General features: G+C 67.8%; 19 protein-coding genes and 1 pseudogene. 6 read left to right on the top strand and 14 right to left on the bottom strand.

Features of this window, described 5'->3' with window-relative positions:
• Positions 1-81 precede the first annotated feature (81 nt).
• Positions 82-1,125: pseudogene (locus AC3FJ6_RS21650) on the top strand (MFS transporter); the annotation flags it as partial.
• A gap of 245 nt (positions 1,126-1,370) precedes the next feature.
• Here AC3FJ6_RS21650 and AC3FJ6_RS21645 read toward each other — a convergent pair.
• Positions 1,371-1,853, bottom strand: coding sequence for a cupin domain-containing protein (locus tag AC3FJ6_RS21645; protein ID WP_488773683.1), 483 nt, complete (start codon positions 1,851-1,853; stop codon positions 1,371-1,373).
• 349 nt (positions 1,854-2,202) lie between these two features.
• Between AC3FJ6_RS21645 and AC3FJ6_RS21640 the strand changes: the two genes are divergently transcribed.
• Positions 2,203-2,370 (top strand): hypothetical protein, encoded by a 168-nt coding sequence (locus tag AC3FJ6_RS21640; RefSeq protein ID WP_194946553.1) that lies wholly within the window; start codon positions 2,203-2,205, stop codon positions 2,368-2,370.
• Between the two features lie 88 nt (positions 2,371-2,458).
• On the opposite strand, the gene AC3FJ6_RS21635 is transcribed toward AC3FJ6_RS21640, so the two are convergent.
• The 11 genes from AC3FJ6_RS21635 to AC3FJ6_RS21585 all read right to left on the bottom strand — a co-directional run bounded on the left by AC3FJ6_RS21635 (position 2,459) and on the right by AC3FJ6_RS21585 (position 14,090).
• Positions 2,459-3,910: an aldehyde dehydrogenase family protein gene (locus AC3FJ6_RS21635; protein ID WP_488773682.1), complete on the bottom strand. Its 1,452-nt coding sequence runs from the start codon at positions 3,908-3,910 to the stop codon at positions 2,459-2,461.
• Between the two features lie 230 nt (positions 3,911-4,140).
• A complete protein-coding gene (locus AC3FJ6_RS21630; RefSeq protein ID WP_488773681.1) occupies positions 4,141-5,898 on the bottom strand; it encodes an ATP-binding response regulator in 1,758 nt (585 codons plus the stop codon).
• A 35-nt stretch (positions 5,899-5,933) separates the two neighbouring features.
• Positions 5,934-6,590, bottom strand: coding sequence for a response regulator (locus AC3FJ6_RS21625; protein ID WP_488773680.1), 657 nt, complete (start codon positions 6,588-6,590; stop codon positions 5,934-5,936).
• A 279-nt stretch (positions 6,591-6,869) separates the two neighbouring features.
• The gene (gene pepE, locus AC3FJ6_RS21620) at positions 6,870-7,565 is read right to left on the bottom strand and encodes a dipeptidase PepE (RefSeq protein WP_488773679.1); all 696 of its coding nucleotides are present in this window, start codon (positions 7,563-7,565) and stop codon (positions 6,870-6,872) included.
• A gap of 111 nt (positions 7,566-7,676) precedes the next feature.
• Positions 7,677-8,531, bottom strand: coding sequence for a phosphodiesterase (locus AC3FJ6_RS21615; RefSeq protein WP_488773678.1), 855 nt, complete (start codon positions 8,529-8,531; stop codon positions 7,677-7,679).
• Positions 8,528-9,586: an ABC transporter ATP-binding protein gene (locus AC3FJ6_RS21610; RefSeq protein ID WP_488773677.1), complete on the bottom strand. Its 1,059-nt coding sequence runs from the start codon at positions 9,584-9,586 to the stop codon at positions 8,528-8,530. Before AC3FJ6_RS21610 ends, AC3FJ6_RS21615 begins: the two co-directional genes overlap by 4 nt.
• Positions 9,579-10,481 carry an ABC transporter permease gene (locus tag AC3FJ6_RS21605; protein ID WP_488773676.1) on the bottom strand — a complete coding sequence of 301 codons (903 nt, stop codon included), beginning with the start codon at positions 10,479-10,481 and terminating at the stop codon, positions 9,579-9,581. Before AC3FJ6_RS21605 ends, AC3FJ6_RS21610 begins: the two co-directional genes overlap by 8 nt.
• A gap of 10 nt (positions 10,482-10,491) precedes the next feature.
• Entirely contained in the window at positions 10,492-11,310 is an 819-nt protein-coding gene (locus tag AC3FJ6_RS21600; RefSeq protein ID WP_153948816.1) for an ABC transporter permease, read from the bottom strand.
• A gap of 22 nt (positions 11,311-11,332) precedes the next feature.
• Complete coding sequence (locus AC3FJ6_RS21595) at positions 11,333-12,367, bottom strand: ABC transporter substrate-binding protein (RefSeq protein ID WP_488773675.1); 1,035 nt, start codon at positions 12,365-12,367, stop codon at positions 11,333-11,335.
• A gap of 47 nt (positions 12,368-12,414) precedes the next feature.
• Entirely contained in the window at positions 12,415-13,503 is a 1,089-nt protein-coding gene (locus tag AC3FJ6_RS21590; RefSeq protein WP_488773674.1) for a substrate-binding domain-containing protein, read from the bottom strand.
• Positions 13,504-13,706: 203 nt separating this feature from the next.
• Entirely contained in the window at positions 13,707-14,090 is a 384-nt protein-coding gene (locus AC3FJ6_RS21585; RefSeq protein ID WP_066730839.1) for a nuclear transport factor 2 family protein, read from the bottom strand.
• Positions 14,091-14,327: 237 nt separating this feature from the next.
• Here AC3FJ6_RS21585 and AC3FJ6_RS21580 point away from each other — a divergent pair, with 237 nt between their 5' ends.
• Both AC3FJ6_RS21580 and AC3FJ6_RS21575 read left to right on the top strand, forming a co-directional pair.
• The gene (locus AC3FJ6_RS21580) at positions 14,328-15,926 is read left to right on the top strand and encodes a DUF1800 domain-containing protein (protein ID WP_488773673.1); all 1,599 of its coding nucleotides are present in this window, start codon (positions 14,328-14,330) and stop codon (positions 15,924-15,926) included.
• A 36-nt stretch (positions 15,927-15,962) separates the two neighbouring features.
• Positions 15,963-17,267 (top strand): DUF1501 domain-containing protein, encoded by a 1,305-nt coding sequence (locus AC3FJ6_RS21575; protein WP_488773672.1) that lies wholly within the window; start codon positions 15,963-15,965, stop codon positions 17,265-17,267.
• Positions 17,268-17,285: 18 nt separating this feature from the next.
• On the opposite strand, the gene AC3FJ6_RS21570 is transcribed toward AC3FJ6_RS21575, so the two are convergent.
• Positions 17,286-18,257 carry a bifunctional helix-turn-helix transcriptional regulator/GNAT family N-acetyltransferase gene (locus tag AC3FJ6_RS21570; protein WP_488773671.1) on the bottom strand — a complete coding sequence of 324 codons (972 nt, stop codon included), beginning with the start codon at positions 18,255-18,257 and terminating at the stop codon, positions 17,286-17,288.
• Between the two features lie 231 nt (positions 18,258-18,488).
• Here AC3FJ6_RS21570 and AC3FJ6_RS21565 point away from each other — a divergent pair, with 231 nt between their 5' ends.
• Positions 18,489-19,280, top strand: a complete 792-nt coding sequence (locus AC3FJ6_RS21565) for an EAL domain-containing protein (RefSeq protein WP_488773670.1) — start codon at positions 18,489-18,491, stop codon at positions 19,278-19,280.
• A gap of 65 nt (positions 19,281-19,345) precedes the next feature.
• Here the strand turns inward: AC3FJ6_RS21565 and AC3FJ6_RS21560 are convergent, their stop codons facing one another.
• A complete protein-coding gene (locus AC3FJ6_RS21560) occupies positions 19,346-21,826 on the bottom strand; it encodes a penicillin-binding protein 1A (RefSeq protein WP_488773669.1) in 2,481 nt (826 codons plus the stop codon).
• 318 nt (positions 21,827-22,144) lie between these two features.
• Between AC3FJ6_RS21560 and AC3FJ6_RS21555 the strand changes: the two genes are divergently transcribed.
• A complete protein-coding gene (locus AC3FJ6_RS21555; RefSeq protein WP_488773668.1) occupies positions 22,145-23,224 on the top strand; it encodes a porin in 1,080 nt (359 codons plus the stop codon).
• Positions 23,225-23,253: the final 29 nt, after the last annotated feature.

The raw sequence follows: 23,253 nt of genomic DNA, 5'->3' as shown, positions 1-23,253 counted from the left end.
GAATCGCGAAAGCCGGCGGCTTCGGCATCCGGCAGACTACGGTGTTCAGAAGACCAACAACGAACCCGGGGGAGACACCCAATGAACACCGAGCTTTCGCCAGCGCCGACGGCTGAAAACGCCACCGAGGCACCCCAGGCCGCCCAGGCGGCCACCGATAACCACCCGCTGCGTGTGGTCCTGCTGCTCAATGTCGGCCACGCGCTGGACCACCTGTTCCTGCTGATCTTTGCCACGGCGGTGGGCACCATCGCTTCGGAATTCGGGTTCGCCCGCTGGGAAGACCTGATGCCTTACGGCGTGGGCGCGTTCTTCCTGTTTGGGCTCGGCTCGGTGCCTTCGGGCCGCCTGGGCGACATGTGGGGGCGCCGCCAGATGATGCTGGTGTTCTTCTTCGGGCTGGGCGTGGCGGCGCTGCTGACCGCGCTGGCGCAGGGCCCATGGCAACTGGCGGGCGGGCTGGCCCTGATTGGCCTGTTTGCGTCGATCTATCACCCGGTGGGCATTCCGATGCTCGTGCAGCGCGCGAGCCGGCCCGGTTCGGCCATCGGGCTCAACGGCCTCGCCGGCAACCTTGGCGTGGCCGGCGCCGCGCTGCTCACGGGGTTTCTGGTCCAGGCATTGGGCTGGCGGGCGGCGTTTGCCGTGCCCGGCGTCATCGCCATCATCTGCGGATTTGCCTTTGCGTGGCTCTGCGCGCCGCAAGGGCCGGCGCCGGGCCGCAGCCGCAAGCCGCCGCAGGTGGTCTTGCCGCCCCGGCTGCTGGCCCGGGCGCTGGTCGTGATGACGGCGGCCGCCGTGACCGGCAGCCTGCTGTTCAACTTCACCACCAATGGCAACACCCAGTTCCTCACCGAGCGGTTCGACGGGCGGATCGACGACCCGGTCATGATCGGCCTGCTGCTGGCCGTGATCTATGCGCTGGCGTCGTTCACGCAGGTGATCGTCGGCAAGCTGATCGACACGGTGCCGCTCAAGCGGCTGTACCTGGGCCTGGTGCTGGCGCAGATCCCCTGGCTGGTCCTTGCCGCCCATGCGCAGGGATGGTGGCTGTTCGTGGCGCTGCTGGGCGCCATGGTGTGCATCTTCGGCAGCATCCCGTTCACCGACGCGATGATCGTGCGCTACGTCGATGACAGCGTGCGATCGCGTGTCGCCGGCATGCGGCTGGCCGTGTCGTTCGGCATCAGCTCGCTCTGGCAGTGTGGCTGCTTGGCCCGGTGGTCAAGGCGTCGAGCTTTGCCTCGCTGTTTCTGGCGATGGCCTGCATCGCCGCCTGTACCGCGCTGGTGGTGCTGCTGCTGCCCGGCGAAGCCGCCGCAGGGCAGGGCGAGGCCCGCCGTTGATCCGGGCCCGGACCTGATCCGCTGTCAGGGCAGCAGGTGGGTATCGTTCGGGGCCTGCGGTGGCAGCTTGATGGCCAGCGACCGGAACTCGCCGCTGGTCGCGATCGAGCCTGCGTGCGCCGCACCTTTCGGAATGATGATGAGGTCGCCGGGCCCCACCTGGTGCTGTTCGTTGCCAAGCCAGAAGGTGCCGGTGCCCGCAATCACATACTGGATCTCGTCGGCGCTGGTGTGATAGTGCTTGGGCACATTGCCCGACTGCACGGCAATCGTGCCGCTTGGCGTGTTCACCAGCCCCTTGCTGCGTAGCGTGCCCATGTTGGGCACCTGCGGGCCGATGTCGTCGTTGCTCATCGCAGCCAGGTTCTTGATGATCTGCGGCGTCAGCGCGGACGGCGGCGTCTGCGCGTGGGCCAGCGGCAAGTCCACGTGAGCCGTCAGGAACCCGGCGGCAAACGTGGCAACGAAAGCGGCCGGGACGGCGGCAAGCACGGCAAGTCGATGCATGGTTGTCTCCCTTTCTTGTATTGGCGGTCATGGCACTGCGGCAACGCGGCTCGCCTGCCATGCCGCGCAGCATTGTCTCACCGGGATCGGCATCCCGCGCCAGGGTCCGGGCATCGGGACTTTCCTCCTTGACTTCCGCAGCCGGGCAAGGCGGTACCGGTATCGCCCGCAATCCCGCGCTGCAGCATCGTTCAAACGCCAATAACGAAGGGATTACCATGATTGCCGCGCCCCATCGATGGCGCGACCATCGGCGCAAATAGATTGCAGTGGGCAGTACCCGGGCGCCCCGAAAGCACGCCCGTCATCACAGAAGTAGTCGAAGAACGAACTCTGGGAGACACCAACCATGCAAGTCTATGACGGGCTCGTTTTTGCCTGCGCCATGATCCTTGTCTGCATGTACGCCTATCTGGGCGTGCAGTCGCAGAGCCTTGCGCTGAAATACGTGTCGCCAGCCATCGTGGGCGCATTGACGCTCGTGTATGCGCTGCTGCCGATGCGCATGATCGGCTGATCGCCGCCGCGCAAATGAAAACCCCGCCAGGCCTTGGCGGGGCATGCGCCGTTGCGCCGGCCGCCGTGGCGGCCATGTCCGTTGACGCCTAGCGCAGCGACAACCAGATCGCCTTCGGTTCCGTGAAGTTCTCGATGGCGGCGTCGCCATGTTCGCGCCCCAGGCCGGAGTCTCCCGCGCCGCCCCACGGCAGGCGCACGTCGGTGTACCCATAGGTGTTGATCCAGACCGTCCCGGCACGCAGCTCGCCGGCCACCTTGTGTACGCGCTGAATGTCCGCGCTCCACACGCCGGCGGCCAGGCTGAACGCGGTGCCGTTGGCAATGCGCACGGCGTCTTCCTCATCGTCGAACGGGATCACGCTGGCCACCGGGCCGAAGATCTCCTCCTGCGAAATGCGCATCTCGTGCGCCACGTTGGCAAACACGGTGGGCTCGACAAAGAAGCCGCGCTCGCCCACGCGCACGCCGCCCGTTACCGCGCTGGCGCCTTCCTGCCTGCCGATGGCGACGTAGTCGAGCACGGTCTTCATCTGCGCGGCCGATACCACCGGCCCCATGGTGGTGTCGGGTGCAGCCGGGTCGCCCACGCGGATGGCGCGGGCGCGCGCGGACAGCCGCTCCACCACCTCGTCATACACCTGGCGCTGCGCCAGGATGCGAGAGCCGGCCGAGCACACCTGCCCCGCGTTGAAGAAGATGCCCGAGGCGGCCGCGCGCGTGGCGGCGTCCAGGTTGGCATCGGCAAAGATCACGTTGGCCGACTTGCCGCCCAGTTCCAGCGTCACGCGCTTGAAGTTGGCCGCCGCGCCCTGCATGATGCCGCGGCCCACGCCGGGCGATCCGGTAAAGGTCACCTTGTCGATGCCCGGGTGCGCGACCATGGCGTTGCCCACCACGCTGCCCTTGCCGGTCACGACGTTGAACACGCCGGGCGGCACGCCCGCTTCGAGGGCCAGTTCGGCCACCCGCAGCGCGGTCAGCGGCGTGATCTCGGCGGGCTTCACGATCAGCGTGCAGCCGCAGGCCAGCGCCGGGGCGATCTTCCACATGCCGATCATCAGCGGGAAATTCCACGGCACGATGGCGGCTACCACGCCCACGGGTTCGCGCACCGTATAGGTCAGCGCGTCAGGGCGGGCCGGGATCACGCTGCCGTGGATCTTGTCGCACCAGCCCGCGTAGTAGCGCACCGTGTCGATCACGGCCGGCATGTCCTGGCGGCGTACGGAGGCCAGCGGCTTGCCGGCGTCCTGGCTTTCCAGCGTCACCAGTTCCTCGGCATGGGTTTCGAGCAGGTCGGCAAAGCGGTTCAGGATGCGTGCGCGGTCTGCCGCGCGCATGCCCGCCCAGCCTTTCAACGCCGTGCGGGCGGCCTTCACCGCGGTATCCACGTCGGCGGCGCTGCCTTGCGCCACCAGCGCAATGGGCGCTTCAGTGGCCGGATTGATGTCGGTGGAATACTCGCCAGTGCCGGGCGGCAGGCGCTTGCCGTCGATCAGCAGGTCATGCCGGGGCAGGTCGGGGCGTGAGGCGGTCATAACAGGCTCCTCGCTTGTGTCGTGGTTCTGGAATGACGGGCGCGGTGGCCGAAGCATCACAACAATCAGCCCGCTTTGTTTCTGGAGTGTGGGCGGGCGTCAGACCTAAGTCCAATTAATAGGAATGATTCATTCATACGATTAATGCATGAATGACGGATGTGCTTATCGTCCGGCGCCATGCCATCAGGTGTGCGAGCGCCCCCCAGCAGCGTGGCAGCCCGGCGCTTTCAGCCGGCGTCGTTGAGCAGGGCGCCGATGGCGGCGTGCAGTTCGCCCGGCACCACGGGCTTGTGCAGCAGGGCGGTGCCGCCGGCGTGGACGTTGCGCAGGCGATCGGCGGCAGTGTCGCCCGTGATGACGATGGCGGGCAGGTCGCGGCCCGTGCGCTCGCGGATGGCGGCAATCGCCTCCAGTCCCGTGCGGTGGCCGCGCAGGCGATAGTCGGCCAGGATCAGGTCCGGCGCGAATTCCGCAAGCAAGGCCAGCGCCTCTTCCTCGGTTTCGGCGGCGCGGTTCGGGCAGTTCCAGACCGTGAGCAGGCCGGACATGGCCTCGCGGATGGCCGGATCGTCGTCGATCACCAGCACGCGCAGCCCATCCAGCCGCGTGGCGGCACCGGGCAGGATCGATTCCTCGGGCGCCGTCCACGCCAGTGGCAGGCGCAGGCGGAACACCGAGCCCCGGTCCGGTACCGATGCCAGCGTCACCGAGGTGTGCATCGTCCTCGCCAGGCCGTCCACGATGGCCAGCCCCAGGCCCAGCCCCTTGCGCTGGTCGCGCTCGGGATTCCCCAGCTGATGGAACTCGCGGAAGATCGCCCGATGCTGGGTGGCCGGAATGCCGATGCCGGTATCCCAGACTTCGATCGACATATGGAAGCGCCGCTTGCGACACGCCACCAGCACGCCGCCCGTGCGCGTATAGCGGATGGCGTTGGCGATCAGGTTGCGCAGGATCAGTTCGGTCAGGGTGGGATCGCCAAAGGCTGTGGCCGTGGTATCGCGCGTGCGATAGACCAGTCCGCGCGCGTTGGCCTGCGGGGCGAACTCGTTTTCGAGCTTGTGCAGCAGCGGCTGTAGCCGGAAGGGCCGGGGCCGCGGCGTGACCACGCCGGCATCGAGCTTGGAAAAATCGAGCAGCGTGTTCAGCATTTCGCGCGCCGCGCCGGACGATGCCTCGATATGGTCCAGAAGCTGGCGCTGCCGCGCGTCCAGCGGCGTGCGGCCCAGCGACACCAGGAACAGCCCCAGCGCATGCAGCGGCTGGCGCAGGTCGTGGCTGGCCGACGCCAGGAACACCGATTTGGCCCGGTTGGCCTGCTCGGCCTCGCGCTGGGCCTGGCCGGCGCGCGCGGTCTGGTCGCGCAACTGCGAGATCAGCTCGACGTTCTCGAAGCGCAGCGTCAGCGAATGCCGCGCCATGCGGGAGTAGTTGCGCGCGAATACGATCAGCACGAACAGGTACAGTGGGGTGGCCAGGAACATCGGCAGGTAGGCGATATCGTGCGTGACGATGAAGGCCGCCCAGACCGGCACGATGGCCGGGATGAAAAAGCCCACCGCCACAGGCAGGCAAGCCGAGAACACGGCCAGCGCCGCCGCGCTCATGCCGGCAATCAGCGACAGCACGCAGATCACCACGGCGGGCGAGCGGATATCGAGATAGAGCCAGCCCGCCAGCCCCCACAGGCTGCCGATCAGCACCAGCATCGCGGTCATGCCGCGCGCATACAGGCCGGAGCGCGCCTCGGTCAGCCGGTCGCGCATGGCCAACCGGCCAAAGTGGGCGGCGGCGCAGACGACCGCCATCGCCGCTGCCCACGGCAGCGCGCCGGGGTGGCCATCGGTCAGCGACAGCCCGGTGCCCAGGATGATCGCCGCCAGCGCACAGCCCAGCATGGCCATGCCGAAGCTCTGGTCGATCAGCTCCATCTGCGCGGACAGCAGCCGCGGCTCGTCGTAGTGCGGAAGGAAGGGCAACGCCATGGTCGCGCGGCGGGCGGGGCGGGTCGAGATGGCGGTCAGCGATGCGTCTGCACTAGCCCGCGGCGCTGCGCTTCGAGGATGGCCTCCACGCGGCTGACCACGCCAAGGTGGTCGAGGATGGCCGCCACGTGCACGCGCACGGTGTTTTCGGACAGCCCCAGGTGGTAGGCAATGACCTTGTTCGATCGCCCCAGGCTCAATTGCGTCAGCACCTCCAGCTGGCGCGGCGTGAGCTGGCTCGGTTCATAGGCCGGGCCATCGCCGGCGGCGGGGCGGCCCGCGCCGGGGCCATAGCCGCTGCCATCGGCCGGGAAATGCGTGCCGCCCGACAGGCAACTGGCGATGGCGCGTTCGATGTCCACCGCATCGGCAGATTTCGGCAGGAAGCCGGCGATCTCGCGCCGCGATTCGGCCGGGATGGCGTCGATATGCGACGTGCCAGAGACGATCAGGATGCGCGCCGCGGCAAAGTGCCGGCGCAGCACCTTGATGCCTTCGATGCCGTTCAGGCCCGGCATCTGGATATCCAGCAGCAGGATGTCCACGGGCTGGCTGGCGTGGGCCTGCACGGCCTCCATGACCGATCCGGCCTCGATGATCGACGCCACGCTGGGGCTGTCGGCCAGCAGCAGCTTGAGCCCCGTGCGAAACAGGGTGTGGTCATCGATCAGCAGGAGTCGGGCACGCGACATGGAAACACGCACAAAGTGCAGGGGGCGACATGGGGATCGATTGGACTGGATTCGACGCGCGTTGTCCATCGCCAGCATTGGGGGCGCGCCGGGGGGGACGCCGGCGCCAGCCATGCCATGGATACCGGCCTCTAGTCCGGAAAGATTATTGGCAGCGTAGTGGTGCGATGCCAGCATGTTGCCGTGGACGAATTCCGCGACTTGTCCATACCACTTCTGATACCCGCTCCTCCCGGCTGCGGGTATTTTTTTGTCCGCATCCGGGCCCCGCGGCCGGCGTCAGACCGGGATCGACAGCGGCCCGGCCGTCACGTCCCAGGTCGTGGCATCGAGGAACCAGCGCGCCGCATGTGGACCATGCAGCACGTGGAGATCGCCCGACACACGCACCCAGTCGCCTTCGGGCAGGCCCAGCACCGGGGTATCCGGCGACAGCGTGGTGAATTCGGCCAGCCGCTGGTCGCGTGTCTCGCCCCGGAAGCCTTCGATTTCCAGGTTGTAGTAGTGCGGGTTGATCTGGAACGGCACCAGCCCGAGCGCGTCGAAGCCGCCCGGGTCCACCACCGGCATGTCGTTGGTCGTGCGGATGGTCGGCGTGGCCAGGTTGGACCCGGCGCTCCAGCCGATATAGCGCGCGGCGCCGCTGCGCACGCGGGCGGCCATCGGCGCCAGAAGGCCTTGCTGGCGCAGCACCTGCAGCAGGCGGAAGGTATTGCCGCCGCCCACCACGATCAACGTGGCGGCGTTGACCGCAGCCAGCGTATCGGCCTGCTCGTGCAGCGACCGTACCGCGATGCCGACCCGCGCGAAGGCCTCGCGTACCTGTGCGGCGTAGCTGTCCCAGTCGCGCGTCACGCCCGCGTAAGGCACGAACAGGGCGTCGGTACGGCCATCGGCCAGTTCGGCGATGGCGTGGGCAGCGTGAACGAGGTAGCCCTCGTCCGAGGTCGAGTTGCTGAGCAGAAGCAGGTCCATGTCGGGGTGTCGCGGAGTTCCGCCTTGCGGAACATCGGTCCATAAATCAAAAGAAACCGACAATGGTACGCCAATGGCAGCGGCACGCGCACCGGGCGTGTGCCGCTGCCGTCAGTCGATCAGCTTGCCGTCCGCGTCGAAGAACGGGTGCCGCGCCCCGTGGTCGCCAATGGCCGCCAGATGCGTGACCAGGCCGTGTTGCGGATGCCACCAGTGCAGCAGGTAGCCCGGCGGCTCCATGCGGAAGCACGACGGCGCTTGGGGGGCCAGGTCCAGCGCCACCTGGTGCGCCGGGCCGGGCGCGGTCATGGCGATGGTGCCGCCAAAGCGGCGCGTGATCTGCCGGTGCAGATGGCCGCAGATGACGCGTTCCACCTGCGGATGCCGGGCGATGACCGCTTCCAGGGCCGCCGCGTTGTCCAGCCCCTGCACGTCCATGTGGCCGATGCCGGTATGGAACGGCGGATGGTGCAGCATGACCAGCGTGGGTTGCTGGGGCGCGGCGGACAGCGCGGCATCGAGCCAGGCCAGCCCGTCGGGCTCGGCACGGCCTCCCGGCTTGCCGGGCACGGTGCAGTCCAAGCCCACCAGCCGCAGCGGGCCGGCATCGATGGCGTAGTGCACCGGCGCCTCGCCGTTGCCGTTGGCAAACAGATAGTCGTGATCGGCAAATACGCTGCGCAGCGACGTGCGGTGGTCGTGGTTGCCGGGCAGCAGCTTTACGGGCATCGGCAGGCGCTGCAGGATGTCGCGCAGGAAGCGGTATTCGTGGATATCGCCGAAGTCGACCAGGTCGCCGGTGACCACCACCAGATCGGGCAGTTGCGGGGCCGCCAGCAGCGTGTCGATGGCCGCGTGCAGCGCGCCGGCAGTGTCCACCATGCGGTAGGACAGCTTGCCGCCGGCCTTGATGTGCAGATCGGTCAGTTGCGCCACCAGGTAGGGCGCCGGGTTTGCGAGGGTCATACGGCTTGGCCAAGCGTGATCAGGTGTTGGGTGTCGATGCGCAGGCCCACGCGCGTGCCGGCCGCCCAGGCATCGCGCCGGGCGGTATCGACGATCAGCGGCGCGGTGGCGCCCACGTCCACCAGCAGGCGGGTGTGGTTGCCTAGGAACAGCGCCGTGACGACCGTGCCTTCCACATGTGCATCGTCGGCGTGCACCAGCGCCACGTCCTCGGGCCGGAACATCAGGCGCGCGGTCGCGGTCGTCGGCGCATCGTCGGGCGGCCCCATCGGCACGGTGCCGCCGGGCACGCGCCAGCGGCCTGCCTCGGCCGTGCCCGGCAGGTGGTTCATGGTGCCGATGAAGTCGGCCACGAACGCGTTGGCCGGGGCGCGGTAGATGTCCTGCGGCGTGCCGGCCTGGGCAATACGGCCCTTGTCCATCACGATGATGCGGTCGCCCAGCGCCATGGCCTCGGCCTGGTCGTGCGTGACGTACACGGCGGTGATATGCAGGCTGCGCAGCAGCTGGTTGATATCGGCACGCAGCGCATCGCGCAGCTTGGCATCGAGCGCGGTCAGCGGCTCGTCCAGCAGCAGCACGCGCGGCTGCACGGCGATGGCACGCGCCAGCGCCACACGCTGGCGCTGGCCGCCGGACAGCTGGTCGATGCGGCGGTCGGCAAACGGCTCCAGGTGCATCATCGCCAGCATCTCGTCCACGCGGCGGCGGCGCGCGGCGCTGTCCACGCGCCGTACGCGCAGACCATAGGCGATGTTCTCGGACACGCTCATGTTCGGAAACAGCGCGTAGTTCTGGAACACCATGCCCACCCCGCGCTGCTCGATGGGCTGGTCGGTCACGCGCGTGTCGCCAAACCAGACCTCGCCGCCGGCATCGGGCTGCTCCAGACCGGCGATGATGCGCAGCGTGGTGGTCTTGCCGCAGCCCGACGGCCCCAGCAGCACCACGGTTTCACCGGCGCCGATATCCAGGTCCAGCGGCTGCAGCGCCAGTGTGCCGTCTGCGAACGTCTTGGCGCACTGGCGCAGGCGGATGGGAGTGGGCTCATGCATGGCGGCTTCCTGGAACGGTGGAGGCGTTGGGGGTGGGGACGGTCTGTGGCAAGCCCACGGGCGCGTCCGGGGCAGGTTCGGCAACCGGTGCATGGCGGCGTGCGCGGGCCCCCAGCGCGCTGGCGGCCTGCATGACCACCAGCATCGGAATGATCATGACGAAGAACACGATGGTGTAGGCCGACCCGATTTCGAGCCGCATCGACGCGTAGCTGTCGGCCAGGCCCACGGGCAGCGTCTGCGTGGTGGGGGTGTGCAGCATCCAGGTCAGGTTGAACTCGCCCACGGACAGCGTCACCACCATCAGCGCGCCGGCCAGGATGCCCTGGCGGCAGTTCGGCAGCACCACGGTGAAGAAGCGCTGCAGGCGCGTGGCGCCCAGGCTGGCGGCGGCATCTTCCAGCGTGCGGATATCGATGGCCGCCAGGATGGCCAGCACCGCCCGCACCATGAACGGCAGCGTGAACACCACATGGCCGATCAGGATGAACACCCAGCTCGTGCGCAGGCCTTGCCAGCTGCCGTAGAGCAGGATCAGGCCCAGCGCCGTGGCCAGCCCGGGCAGCGCCACGGGCAGCATCAGCAGTTCCTCGATCAGGCGCGTCACGCGGTTGCGCCGCAGCGCCATGTAGTACGCGGCGGGCACGCCGATCACCAGCGTGCAGGCCAGGCAGGCCAGTGCGATGCCCAGCGACAGGAAGATGGTGTTGCGATAGAGCGACCAGACTTCTTCGAGCCAGCGCGTGGTCAGCCCGCTCGACAGGCCCACGAAGATGTTGTTGGTCAGGCCGGCCAGCACGGACAACACCACGGGCACGGTCATGAAGGCGCAGACCAGCAGGGTCAGCGTCAGTTGCAGCCAGTAGCCGGCGCGGCGGGGTTGGGTGGTGCGCATGCGGCGGTCCTCAGGCGGTGGCGGCGACGGTGTCGCCGGAGTACCAGCGCGCCAGCGCCAGCAAGGCCCAGGTGACCACGCCAAGCAGGATCGACAGCGCGGCGGCCATGCCGAAGTTGGCGTAGTTGGTGAACTCGTTGTAGATCGTCAGCGGCAGCACGTCGAGCTGCGTGGCCAGCGTGAAGGCGGTGCCGAACGCGCCCATGCTGGTGGCAAAGCAGATCGCCCCGCTGGACAGCATGGCCGGCATCAGCGCGGGCAGCATCACGTCACGCACCACGCGCCACGGGCTGGCGCCCAGCGAGCGCGCCGCTTCCTCCAGCGACGGGTCAAGCTTCTCCACGGCGGCCATCACGGTCAGGATCACGCGTGGAATCGAGAAATAGAGATAGCCGACGAACAGGCCGGCGAGCCCGTAGGCAAACGTCCATCGCTCGCCCGCCAGCACATCGCCGATGCTGGCCAGCAGGCCGTTGCGGCCCCCGAGCATGATGACCATGAAGCCGATCACCACGCCCGGGAACGCCAGCGGAAAGGTCAGCATGGCCACCAGCACCGGCTTGCCCGGCACCGGGTGCCGCTGCAGGAAGGTGCCCGCGATGCCGGCGATTGCCAGCGTGGCCAGCGTGACCAGCGCGGACAGCACCACGGTCACCATCAGGCTGTGCAGATAGCGGGCGCTGGTCAGCACGGTCCAGTAGACTCCCGCGCCGTCGCGGCCGGTCAGGCTGACTTCGATCAGCCGCGCCATCGGCAGGCAGAAGAACGCCAGGAACACGAGCAGCGCGGGCAGCGCGAACAGGAAGAGGGCGGGAGATCGCTGGGTCATGGTGCGGGCGCGGGCCGGTGGCTTAGCGCACTTCCTTCAGGTACTGGTCGCTGAAGGCCTTCTGCGACTGGGCCATCTTGCCGAAGTCCACCGGCCTGGCGCGGGCATAGTCGGCGGCGGGCAGGAAGCGCGACTGCACTTCGGCCGGCATCGGCACGTTGCGCACCGGACGCAGGTAGGCGTTGGCCCACAGCGCCTGGCCCTGGTCGGACAGCACGAAGTCCAGCACCTTGCGGCCTTCGGCGGCGTGCGGCGCGTTGTTGACCAGGCTCATCACGTAAGGCACCACCAGCGTGCCTTCCTTCGGAATCACGAAGGCCACGTTGGCGCGATCCTTGTACTTCGCGCGGTAGGCGTTGAAGTCGTAGTCCAGCAGGATGGGGATTTCGCCGGACAGCACGCGCGCATAGGCGGTCTGCTTCGGCACGATGGGCTGGTTCTTCTGCAGGTCGCGGAAGTACTTGAAGGCCGGGCCGAAGTTGTCCAGCGAGCCGCCCATGGCCTGGTTCACGGCCACGGCGCCCACATAGCCCACAAAGGCGCTGGCCGGATCGAGGTATCCCACCAGGCCCTTGTATTCGGGCTTGAGCAGGTCGGCCCACGACTGCGGCACGGGCTTGCCGCGCAGCGCATCGACGTTGACCATGAAGCCCAGCGTGCCGGAATGGATGGCGAACCAGTGGCCTTGCGGGTCTTTCAGGCCGTCGGGGATGTCGTTCCAGTGGGCGGGCTTGTATGGCTGGGTTACGCCGTCGGCCTTGGCCTGGATGCCGAAGGTCACGCCCAGGTAGGTCACGTCGGCCACCGGGGCGGCCTTTTCGGCCACCAGCTGCGCCAGCGACTGGCCCGAGTTCTTGTTGTCGAACGGCACGGTGACGCCGGTCTTTTCCTTGATCGCGCGGATCTGCGCGGCCCAGTCGGCCCATTCCGGCGGGCAGTTGTAGCAGATGGCGGTCTGGGCGGCGGCGCCCTGGCTGAAGGCGGCAAAGGTGGTGGCGACAGCGGCGGCGGTGGCCAGCCAGCGCAGCGGACGGCGCCAGAAGGATTGCGTCGACATGTAAGGCTCCCTGGTTAGGTCGGTCGGTCAGTCAGTCGGTGGTTGGATCAGGCAGGAACTGCGGGCGCGCTGACGGTGCCCTCGATACGTAATGCATGCGGCAGCAGCATGGCGTTGCCGTCGGCGCCCGCCGAGCCCACATCGAGCCGGTGCAGCAATTGCGCGACGGCCTGCCTGCCGATGTCGGCATTGGGCTGGACAACGGTGGCCAGCGGCGGCTCCACCAGCGCGCCAAGGGCGATACCGTCGTAGCCCAGGACCGAGACATCGCGCGGCACGCGCAGCCCCAGCCGCTTGAGATCGGAAATCACGCCGATGGCAAGCAGGTCGTTGGTGCAGAAGAACGCGGTGGGGGCGTCGGATTGGGCCATCAGCGCCTGGATCTGCGGCGCGTTGCTGGCCGTGTGGGACGGCAGGTTGACCGGGTCGCGTACCGGCAGGCCGTGGGCGCGCATGGCATCGGCATAGCCGGCAAAGCGTTGGCGGGCGCGGTCCGACGCGGTGAAGGCCCCCGAAATCACCGCGATGCGCCGATGGCCGGCCGCGATCAGCGCGTTGACGCCCTCGCAGGCGCTGGTCTGGTTGTCCACCGACACCGAATGCCGGCCGCGCTGCATGCCGTCGCCCGACACCTGGTTGTAAGCCAGCACGTAGGGCACCGATTCGCGGTCGAGCTGGTCCAGCACGGTGCTGTCGCAGGCGTCGGCCACGGTCAGCACCATGCCGTCGACGCGGTGACGCAACAGATATTCGATGCGCGCGCGTTCGCGGGCCGGATCGTAGTTGCTGGTGACCAGCATCAGGGAGTAGCCTGCCTCCATGGCCGATTCTTCAATTCCGCGCCAGCATTCGGCAAACACGGCGTTGTCCAGCGTGGGCAGCATGACGCCGACGATACGGGTGCGTTGCGCGCGCAGCTTGGCGCCCAGCAGGTTGGGGCGGAACGACAGCCGGCGCGCGGCCTCGTGCACGCGCTGGGCGGTGGCTTCGCGCACCAGCTGCGGATGGCTGAAGACGCGTGACGCAGTGGCCAGCGACACCTTGGCGGCCAGCGCCACGTCGGCCAGCGTGACCCCCTGGCCAGGTTCGGCAGAAGCCAGGCGGGGCGGCAGGACGGCGCGGCGGGATGTCGGCATGCATTCCTCATCGGATGGCGCACTTCAGGATGAAAACGTTTTCATTGAAGTGCCGGAAAATCAGGCGTCAAGGAATATTTGCGCTGCGCTGCCGCAAAGCGGGCAGCGCAGGCTCCCGCGCCTGTCATCGTCGCGCATTGTCACGGGCCTCTGTGACGCGACGATGACAGGCCGGCGGTGCGATCCGATCTGGCGGGGGTGCCTTACTTCGTCTTTGGCGCGGCGCTGAACGTCTTGTTGGCGATCTTCCACACGCCGTCGATCTGCAGCAGGTTCATGTAGTCGGTGAACGTCACCTCGGGATAGTCCAGCACGATCTTGGCCGTGGCGGCGTTGCCCACCACGTCGAAGCTGGCGATATGGCGGCGGCGCTGGGCCTCGTCGGGCTGCGGCTGGCCCTGGAAACGCTTCGAGAACTCGTCCACCGTCAGCGAATGCAGCGCGCCGTCGCGGAACGAAATGATGCGGGCGTCGGCGTGAAACGCCTGGAAGATGTACTCGGCCTTGCCGGTGCGATGGGCTTCCAGGTACTGCTCCAGCGGTGCCAGGGCGGGAATGTGCTGCGAAGTGGCGGCGTGTGCGGTCATGTCTGTCCTCCGTATGGATGCGGGTTGGGCTGGCCCGGAATCGTGCGCCCGGGCCGATGGGGCCGTTCATTGTATCCGTAAATTGTATGCAAAATGGATTTGGACTGTGCCTTGGTCCGGGGCAGGAAAATTTTCGTAACAGACTGCGTGGACGGCCCGGTCAACCAACCGGCGCGCCGGACGTCAAACCGGCATTCCGGCACGCGATGTGCGCACAGGACAAAGGAACGGGCGCCTATGGAACCCCCACGGATCAGCAGGCTGCGTCAATGGCGCATACCAGGTTGGACGGCCTTGCTGGCATGGCTGGCGCTATCGGCGGCGCTGGCCGCCTGTGCGTCGACGGCGGCCGATGATGCAACGCACCATGGCAAGCTGTCGGCGGCCGACCTGCGCTGGCTCAACACGATCAGCTTTGGCGCCGACCAGGCCAGCGTGCAGCGCCTGCAAGCGATCGGGCGGCAGCGCTATCTCGACGAGCAGATCCGGATGCCGCTGGCCGATCCGCCCCAGTTGGCCCAGGCCATTGCCGCATTGCCGCTCAGCCAGGGCGATGCCCTGCAGCGGACGCAGGCCGTGCGCGCCGAGCGGCAGCGTATCCAGGCGCTGACCGACGAGACCGAAAAGCAGCAGGCCCGCGAGGCGCTGAACCGCCAGGGGCGCGAGCTTGTGATCGATACCGGCCGCCGCCACCTGCTGCGCGCGCTCTATTCCCCGGCGCAACTGCGCGAGCAGATGACGTGGTTCTGGCTGAACCATTTCAACGTCTACGCCGAGAAAGGGCAGGTGCGCTACGCGCTGGCCGAATTCGAGGCACGCGCGATCCGGCCGCATGCGCTGGGCAAGTTCCGCGACCTGCTGATGGCTACGGTCACATCGCCGGCCATGCTCGAATATCTGGACAACGCCCAGAGCGCGGCCAATCGCATCAACGAGAACTACGCGCGCGAGCTGATGGAACTGCATACCCTGGGCGTGGCCGGCGGCCCGAGCGGGTCGCGCTATACCCAGCAGGACGTGCAGGAACTGGCGCGCGTGCTGACCGGACTCGGCATTAACGCGCGGGGCGAGCCGCCGCGGCTGTCGGCCGAACGCGCGGCCATGTACCGCAGCGACGGCCTGTTCGAGTTCAATCCCAACCGCCACGACTTCGGCGCCAAGACGCTGCTGGGCCAGACCATCGCGCCGCGCGGGTTTGCCGAGGTGGAGCAGGCCGTGTCGATCCTGGCGCGCGACCCGGCCACGGCGCGCTTCGTGTCGGCCAGGCTGGCCACGTACTTCGTGTCGGACAACCCGCCGCCGCAGCTGGTGACGCAGATGGCGGCCACGTTCACGCGCACCGACGGCGATATCGGCGCGGTGCTGCGCACGATGTTCCTGTCGCACTGGTTCGACCAGTCGGCTGCCGAGGGCGCGCGCAAGTTCAAGGACCCGATGGTCTTCGTGGTGTCCTCGATGCGGCTGGCCTACGATGGCCGGCCGGTGTCGAACCTGCGTCCGATGATCAACTGGCTGAACCAGCTTGGCGAGCCGCTGTATGGCCATGTAGCGCCCGACGGCTATCCGCTGACCGAGAGCGCATGGGCCAGTTCGGGGCAACTGGTCAAGCGTTTCGAGATCGCGCGCACGATCGGCAGCGGGCCGGCCGGGCTGTTCTCGGACGAGAGCGGTCAGCCGGCCGCGCAACGCGGATTCCCGATGCCGAACAACCGCATGTTCTACGACACCATCGAGGGCACGCTGGGCACGGCCACGCGCCAGGCGCTGGCCCAGGCGGGGTCGCAGCAGGAATGGAATGCCGTGCTGCTCAGTTCGCCGGAATGGATGCAGCGGTAGGGCACCGGCACCGGCCATCCAACGATAGGGGCAACCATGAATCGACGCCACTGGCTCAGGACGATGGGCGGCGCGGGGCTCGCGCTGACGCTGCCGACCGTGACATCGCGCGTGTTCGCGCTGCCGGCCCAGGCCGATGCGCGCTTCTTGCTGGTATTCCTGCGCGGCGGCTACGATGCGGCCAACGTGCTGGTGCCGTCCGGCAGCGATTTCTACTACGCGTCGCGACCCAATATCGCCATCCGGCCGCCGGTGGCGCAGGGTGCCGCGCCCGACCCGGCAGCCGCGCTGTCGCTGGGCGTCGATGGCTGGGCCCTGCATCCGGCGCTGGGCGCCACGATGCTGCCGATGTGGCAGCGCCAGCAGTTGGCGTGCGTGCCGTTCGCGGGCACCAGCGACATGTCGCGCAGTCACTTCGAAACCCAGGACGGTATCGAGGCGGGGCTGGCCGGCGACGGCCATGGCGCAGGCGCACCCAAAGGCAGCGGCTTCCTGAACCGGCTGACGCAGGCCATGGGCGGGCAGGCGGCGCCGGTGGCCTTCACCGATGGCCTGCCGATGGTGCTGTCCGGCGCGGCCAACGTGCCCAACGTGTCGCTCAAGGGCACCGGCCGCGCCCCATTCGATGCCCGCCAGACGCAAACACTGGCGCAGATGTACAAGGGCACGCGCTTCGAGTCGCTGATTGCGGAAGGTTTCGACCTGCGCCAGACCGTGGCCGAACAGGCCGAGGCGATGCGCAAGCACGAGGCGGCCATGCGCGCGGCCAGCGCGGGCGCGGCGGGCGAGACCATGTCAGGGCGCATGCAGGAAATGCAGGCAGCCAACCGGCGTGCGCTGACGGCACGCGGTTTCGAGCAGGAGGCGCGCCGCATGGCCGGGCTGATGCGCGATAAATTCAACCTCGGCTTTATCGACGTGGGCGGCTGGGACACGCACGTCAACCAGGGCGGCGCGCAAGGGCAACTGGCCAACCTGCTGGACAACCTGGGCCGCGGCATCGCCGGATTCTCGGAGGAAATGGGGCCGGCGTGGCGCAACACCACCGTGGTGGCCATCTCCGAATTCGGCCGCACCTTCCGCGAGAACGGCACGCGCGGCACCGACCACGGGCACGGCACGGTCTACTGGGTGGCCGGCGGCAACGTGCGGGGCGGGCGCATGGTGGGTGAACAGGTCGCGATTGCCCCGTCAACCTTGAACCAGAACCGCGACTATCCGGTGCTCAACGACTACCGGTCGGTGCTGGGCGGCCTGTTCCGCAGGCTATACGGGCTGGACGACAGCCGCCTGGCGCAGGTCTTTCCGGGTAGCCGGCCAAGCGATATCGGACTGGTGTAGGGCAGGGCGCGACGTCGATCAAGGCTTGCGACGGCTGAAGCGTTGCTCGGTCACCTCGCTGCCCCATTGGGTGCCGGCCGCCTCGCTGGTCAGCACAAAGCCGAACGACTCATAGAGATGCCGGGCCGAATCGAGGCCCTTGAAGGTCCAGAGCCAGGTCTCGTCAAACGCGTGCGCGTCCACGAACTGCATCGCGTGGGCCATCAGCTGCCGGCCCACGCCTAAACCGCGCAGCGCGTCGTCGACGATAAACCAGCGCAGATGGGCGGTCCCCAGCGCCGGGTCGCCGTCGATGGCCAGAGACGCCAGCGTGCGGCCGTCGTCGTGGTACAGCCACAGTGCCTTGCCCGGTGCCGGCAGCGTGGCGGCAAACTCGGCCAGTTCGGTGGCCACCCGCTTTTCGAAGAAGGCGCCAAATCCCCAGTGTTCGGCATAGAAGCGCCCGTGCAGGCTCGCGATATCGCCGATGCACCCGGGCCGGTAGCCTTCGACGATGGGCAGGCTGTCGGGCGTGCCTGCGGCGGCCCTGGCGGCGTTGTCCTGCGCCAGCGCGTCGGCATAGAGCGCCAGGGACCGCAGCAGCGCCTGCTGGTCGGACGGGAGCATGCGGCGCAACGCATTGGATACCTGGTCGGTCGCGAACTGGTCGATCTTCTCCCGCAGCTTTTTCCCTTTTGGCGTCAGGAACAGCTCCGTGGCACGTGCGTCCTCGCTGGAGATTCGGCGATGCAGGAACCCGGCGGCTTCCAGCCGCGCAACCTGCCGGCTGGTGTTCGATTTGTCCAGCCGCAGGATCTGGCCCAGGTCCTTGGCACTGATGCCGGGCGTCATGCCGATCTCCAGCACCGCGTGCACGGCTGAAGGCGCCAGGTCACTATCGGCCAGCGTGGCGCGCATGAAGCCCAGTTCGCGCACCAGGCGGCGCGAGAAATCACGCAGTTCGAGGATGGTCCCGTCGCGGGACTGGGCGGGTGCTTCGATCAGGTCCATGGTGGCCTCCGGCCGGCGGTCGAGGGGTCGCATTGGTTGCGATGTGCAAGCAATATTAGTTGCGATGCGCAACCTTGTCAAAGGTCTGAGGGGGTGGGGGTCACCCTCCCAAAGCAGTACGTGCCACGCCTCAAGTCGGTCCAGGAAGTGCCGTTATCTCAACAGTGGGCGTGGCACCTGCCCACCATATGATTCGTACAACACGATTCCTAGCCAGTTTGAGTGCAAGCCTTGTCGCGACCCCTGACGCCATCCATTGCCGATTGCATCGAGCAACACCTGCTGCGGCCGGTTTTCCAGCCGATCGGCTCGCTCGTCACGGGCGAGGTGTTTGGATACGAGGCACTGATCCGCGGCCCGATGGGCACGCCGCTGGAGAGCCCGATCGCGCTGTTCGCCGAAGCGGCACGCGAGGGCAAGCACGTGGAACTCGAACGGCTGGCCGCCCGCATCTCGATCCGGGCGTTCATGGAATTCGACCTGCCCGGCAAGCTGTTCCTGAACTACAGCGCCGATTCGCTGCGCAATATCGAGGACACGCGCGACGAGGTACGGACCTTTCTGCAGGCCCAGGGCCTGCAATCCGAACGCATTGTGCTGGAGCTGACCGAGCAGGCGCCGCTCGGGCCGCTGGATACGCTGGCCAAGGCCGTGTATTCGATTCGCAGCCGCGGCGCGCAATTCGCGCTGGACGACTACGGCACCGGCCACGCCGGCCTGGGGCAGTGGATTGCCCTGCAACCCGATTACGTGAAGATCGCGCGCGTCATCATTGACGGCGTGGCGTCGTCGCCGTTCCAGCGCGAGGCGCTGCAGGGGCTATGCAAGCTGGCCCGCACAGCGGGCACGCGGCTGATTGCCGAAGGCCTCGAACGCGTGGACGATCTGCTGGTGTGCCGCGACATGGGTATCGACCTGGCCCAGGGCTACCTGCTGGCCCGCCCGTCGCCGGAACCGCCACTGTCGCTGTCCGATGCAGCCCTGCGCGCCCTGCATCGCGGCCGGCTGAGGATTGCCAAGTAACAGGGTGCGGATGGTTTTCTGCGCGTCTCCGCTTTTCCGCTTGGCGTGCGGGGGAGTGGCGCAGGTCAGAGCGCCGCGGGCGCCGAGGCTGGCGCAGGCGCGGAGGATGGTGCCGGGATGGGTGCCGGCATCGGTGCCTGAGCTGGTGCCGGCATCGGTGCCTGAGCAGGCGCCGGCGGCGGCGCCGACGGTTCGCTCGATGCTGCCATCTCATGGCCGCCAGGGGGCACGGCCTCCACCACTTCACCGGGGTCCAGCGCCAGGCCGTTATCCGTCGATGCGGCCGTGGCGGGCGCCGAGGCTGGCGGCATGGCGTCGGCGTCCGTGGCCGGCAAGACCGGCCGGCGCGGTGCCGGGCGCGGCAGTGGCGCGCTGTCGTCCTTGCGGTCCGACGCAAACAGCTTCTGATACCAGCCGCGTACCGTAGCGGTCAGCCCCGAATACCAGGTTTTCTCGTCGACTTCGGCAAACCGCGCGCGTGCGTCTACGATGCGCGCGCGCAGGGCGCGCTGGTAGAAGTCGCCCACGATGGGCAGCGCGCTGTGCGCACCCTGGCCCCAGTAGTCGCTGCGCAGCGTCACGCGGCTGTCGTTGAAGCCTACCCAGGCACCGGCCACCAGTTGCGGATGCATCAGGATGAACCAGCCGTCGGCGTTGTCCTGGGTCGTGCCGGTCTTGCCGGCCACATCGGCGCGAATGCCGTAGCGCGTGCGGATGGCCGTGCCGGTGCCGCGATCGACCACGTCGCGCATCACGTCGAGCAGCGTTTCGTTGGCCGTGGCCGATAGCGCGCGCTCGGGCGACGCGGGCCGGAAGCGGGCCAGTTCCTTGCCGTCGCGGTCCGTGATGCGGGTGATCATCGACGGCGCGATGTACTGGCCGCCGTTGGCGATCGTGCCGTAGGCGCTGACCATCTCCTTGAGCGTGACGGGGCTCGTGCCCAGCGCCAGCGATGGCACTTCCTCCAGTTTGCTGTCGCGCACGCCCATGGCGCGGGCCAGTCTGGCCACGCGGTCGGCGCCCAGGTTCTGCACCAGTTGCGCCGTGATGGTGTTCTTGGAATAGACCAGGCCGTCGCGCAGGCTCATCGCGCGGCCGGTGGGCGCCGTTTCGTCGGTCGGCCGCCAGATTTCGCCGCCGGCCAGCTTGATTTCCACGGGCTGGTCGATGAACGTCTGGTCGGGGCTCTGCCCGCGCGCGAATGCGGCGCCGTAGACAAATGGCTTGAACGTGGAACCGGGCTGGCGGCGGGCCTGCGCCACGTGGTCGAACGCGTCCACGGTGAAATCGCGGCTGCCCACCCAGGCGCGGATTTCGCCGGTGGCCGGGTCCAGCGCCATGAAGCCGGCCTGCACGCGGGTCTTGGTCTGGCGCAGGTTCTGCATGAACGCGTTGTCGCGCATCAGGTGGTTCAGCGCATCGGCATCGGTCTGGCCGCCGGCCACGGCGGCGCGGTATTCGGGCGTTTCGCGCACGAACTGCTGCACCAGGCCCCGGCTTTCGGCCCAGCCCGCGCGCGGCGCCCAGGCGGCATTGGCAATCGACTGCAGCTGGTTGGCCTGGCGTGCCAGCGCCTGGTTGGCCATGGCCTGCAGGCGGGCATCGATCGTCGTATGGATGACCAGGCCGTCGGTATACAGGTTGTAGTCGTTGCTGTCGGCCCACGAGATCAGCCACTTGCGCAGCTGCTGCGCGAAGTGGGCGGCCGGGCCGGGTTCCTCGACCTGCCGCTCGAAATCGATGCGCAACGGGCGCCGGGTCAGCACCTCGTAGCGGGCGGCGTCGAGCTTGCCCCGCTTGACCATCTGCGCCAGCACGATATTGCGGCGTTCCAGCGCGCGCTGCGGGTTCAGTACCGGGTTGTAGTAGCTGTTTCCCTTGAGCATGCCGATCAGCGTGGCGGCTTCCAGCACGTCAAGCTGGCGGGCGGACTTGTCGAAATAGGTGCGCGCGGCCATCTCGATGCCGAACGCGTTGTAGAGGAACGGCACCGTGTTCAGGTACGTCTCCAGGATCTCGTCCTTGGAGTACAGCGCCTCGATCTTCAGCGCCGTGATGGCCTCCTTGAGCTTGCGCGTCAGCGTGGGGGCCCGGCCGATCTCGTCCGGATAGCGGTTGCGCGCCAGCTGCTGGGTGATGGTCGAGCCACCCTGGCGGTCGCCCGAGAACGTGTGCAGCGCCGCCGATGCCGTACGGCGCCAGTCCAGCCCGAAGTGCTGGTAGAAGCGGTGATCCTCGGTGGCGATCAGCGCGTTGACGACGTTGGGCGAAATGTCGGCCAGCTTGACCCAGTCGCGGTTGGCCCAGCGGTAGACGGCCAGTTCCTTGCCGTCGGCCGACAGCACCTGGGCCGGCTGCTCCGACTTGGCCTTGCGGATGTCGCTGATGCCGGGCGTAAACGGGATCAGCAGCAGCAGGTACAGCAGCAACAGCGCGGGAAGCGCGGCCAGGGCCAGCAGGACGGTGCGTCGGCTGGGCCGGCGCAGGCGCTGCCTGAGCTGGGCCAGCCGTGGGGCGATATAGGTCTTGTATGAATCCAGGCGCATTGACGCAAGGCGAGGCAGGGCCGGTGCGCACCGTCACGGACCTGTCAAATGCCTTTCACGGAAAAGTGTGCATCCTACCTGAAGGTGGGTGGGGAAAACCCGCATTCTTCGCTGCCATCCGCCAAATATCCCACAAAAGTGGGGTGTCCCCGCCCGTTGCCGGGCCGCAACAGACACATGGGTTTCATATTTCATTGAAACAATTCGCCTGCCCCCACGGGTCATCGTTTCGGAAAGCGGCAGTACGGATCTCGTCGCCCCGTTCTGAAATAGTGACGGGGAAGCATCTCAATGTCTTGATAAATACGAGAACTCACAGTGAAGAAAGCACTATTTGCGCTGGCGGCAGCGGGTACCTGCGCGATTTCCGGCGTTGCATCGGCCCAGTCCAACACCTCCGTGACGCTGTACGGCATTGCCGACGCCGGCATCGAATTCGCCAACCACTCGGGCACCGCACCGGCCGCCACGGGCAGCAAGGCGATGGTCAGCTCGGGCAACATGTCCGGCTCGCGCTGGGGCCTGCGAGGCGCCGAAGACCTCGGTGGCGGCCTCAAGGCCATTTTCACCCTGGAATCGGGCTTCGACATCGACACCGGCACGTCGGGCCAGGGCAGCCGCCTGTTCGGCCGCCAGGCGTTCGTTGGCCTGCAAGGCAATTTCGGCGCCGTCACCCTGGGTCGCCAGCAAAACGCGCTGTATGACCTGTTCGGTGCCTACGACCCGATGGGCGTGGGCCCGAAGTACTCGCTGAACTCGGTCGACTCGGCCTTCAACGGCCGCGCCGACAATGCCATCAAGTACACGGGCAAGTTCGGTGGCCTGACGGGTACGGCCTTCTACAGCACGGGCCGCGATTCGACCGTGTCGGGCAGCACGGAAGTGCCGGGCAACTATCGCATCGGCCGCAACTTCGGCGCTGGCCTGGCCTATACCGCCGGCGCGTTCTCGGTGGGCACCGCCTACGACCAGTACCAGGGCAATGCCGCCAACGTCGCCGACCGCGCCGTCAAGCGCCTGGCCGTGGGCGGTTCGTACGACCTGGGCGTGGCCAAGCTGTTCGCCGGTTACCGCTGGATGCGTGACGACGGCATCGCCTCGCCCACCACGGCTTCGGCGCGCAACAACGTGTACTGGCTGGGTGGCCTGTATCGCGTGACGCCGGCCTTGTCGCTGACGGGCGCCGCCTACTACCAGGACGCGCACAACAGCGGCAATGATCCGTGGATGTTCGTGCTGTCGGCCGACTACTCGTTCTCGAAGCGTACCGACGTCTACCTGAACGTCGCGTACACGAAGAATAAGGATGCGTCGGCACTGTCGATGAGCAGCTCGGCTCCGGTCACCCCAGGTGCCAACCAGACCGGCGCCGTGGTCGGTATCCGTCACCGCTTCTAAGCAGGGAGACAACCGGCAGACGGGGCCTT

The organism is Cupriavidus sp. 94F1 (assembly GCF_057798875.1).
The sequence above is the reverse complement of the archived record's forward strand: the minus strand, read 5'-3'. Positions and strand labels throughout refer to the sequence as shown.

Excerpts from the sequence above, each read along its gene's own strand:
- AC3FJ6_RS21645 (WP_488773683.1), bottom strand. The coding sequence starts at position 1,853 with ATGCATCGACTTGCCGTGCTTGCCGCCGTCCCGGCCGCTTTCGTTGCC.
- AC3FJ6_RS21640 (WP_194946553.1), top strand. The coding sequence starts at position 2,203 with ATGCAAGTCTATGACGGGCTCGTTTTTGCCTGCGCCATGATCCTTGTC.
- AC3FJ6_RS21635 (WP_488773682.1), bottom strand. The coding sequence starts at position 3,910 with ATGACCGCCTCACGCCCCGACCTGCCCCGGCATGACCTGCTGATCGAC.
- AC3FJ6_RS21630 (WP_488773681.1), bottom strand. The coding sequence starts at position 5,898 with ATGGCGTTGCCCTTCCTTCCGCACTACGACGAGCCGCGGCTGCTGTCC.
- AC3FJ6_RS21625 (WP_488773680.1), bottom strand. The coding sequence starts at position 6,590 with ATGTCGCGTGCCCGACTCCTGCTGATCGATGACCACACCCTGTTTCGC.
- pepE (WP_488773679.1), bottom strand. The coding sequence starts at position 7,565 with ATGGACCTGCTTCTGCTCAGCAACTCGACCTCGGACGAGGGCTACCTC.
- AC3FJ6_RS21615 (WP_488773678.1), bottom strand. The coding sequence starts at position 8,531 with ATGACCCTCGCAAACCCGGCGCCCTACCTGGTGGCGCAACTGACCGAT.
- AC3FJ6_RS21610 (WP_488773677.1), bottom strand. The coding sequence starts at position 9,586 with ATGCATGAGCCCACTCCCATCCGCCTGCGCCAGTGCGCCAAGACGTTC.
- AC3FJ6_RS21605 (WP_488773676.1), bottom strand. The coding sequence starts at position 10,481 with ATGCGCACCACCCAACCCCGCCGCGCCGGCTACTGGCTGCAACTGACG.
- AC3FJ6_RS21600 (WP_153948816.1), bottom strand. The coding sequence starts at position 11,310 with ATGACCCAGCGATCTCCCGCCCTCTTCCTGTTCGCGCTGCCCGCGCTG.
- AC3FJ6_RS21595 (WP_488773675.1), bottom strand. The coding sequence starts at position 12,367 with ATGTCGACGCAATCCTTCTGGCGCCGTCCGCTGCGCTGGCTGGCCACC.
- AC3FJ6_RS21590 (WP_488773674.1), bottom strand. The coding sequence starts at position 13,503 with ATGCCGACATCCCGCCGCGCCGTCCTGCCGCCCCGCCTGGCTTCTGCC.
- AC3FJ6_RS21585 (WP_066730839.1), bottom strand. The coding sequence starts at position 14,090 with ATGACCGCACACGCCGCCACTTCGCAGCACATTCCCGCCCTGGCACCG.
- AC3FJ6_RS21580 (WP_488773673.1), top strand. The coding sequence starts at position 14,328 with ATGGAACCCCCACGGATCAGCAGGCTGCGTCAATGGCGCATACCAGGT.
- AC3FJ6_RS21575 (WP_488773672.1), top strand. The coding sequence starts at position 15,963 with ATGAATCGACGCCACTGGCTCAGGACGATGGGCGGCGCGGGGCTCGCG.
- AC3FJ6_RS21570 (WP_488773671.1), bottom strand. The coding sequence starts at position 18,257 with ATGGACCTGATCGAAGCACCCGCCCAGTCCCGCGACGGGACCATCCTC.
- AC3FJ6_RS21560 (WP_488773669.1), bottom strand. The coding sequence starts at position 21,826 with ATGCGCCTGGATTCATACAAGACCTATATCGCCCCACGGCTGGCCCAG.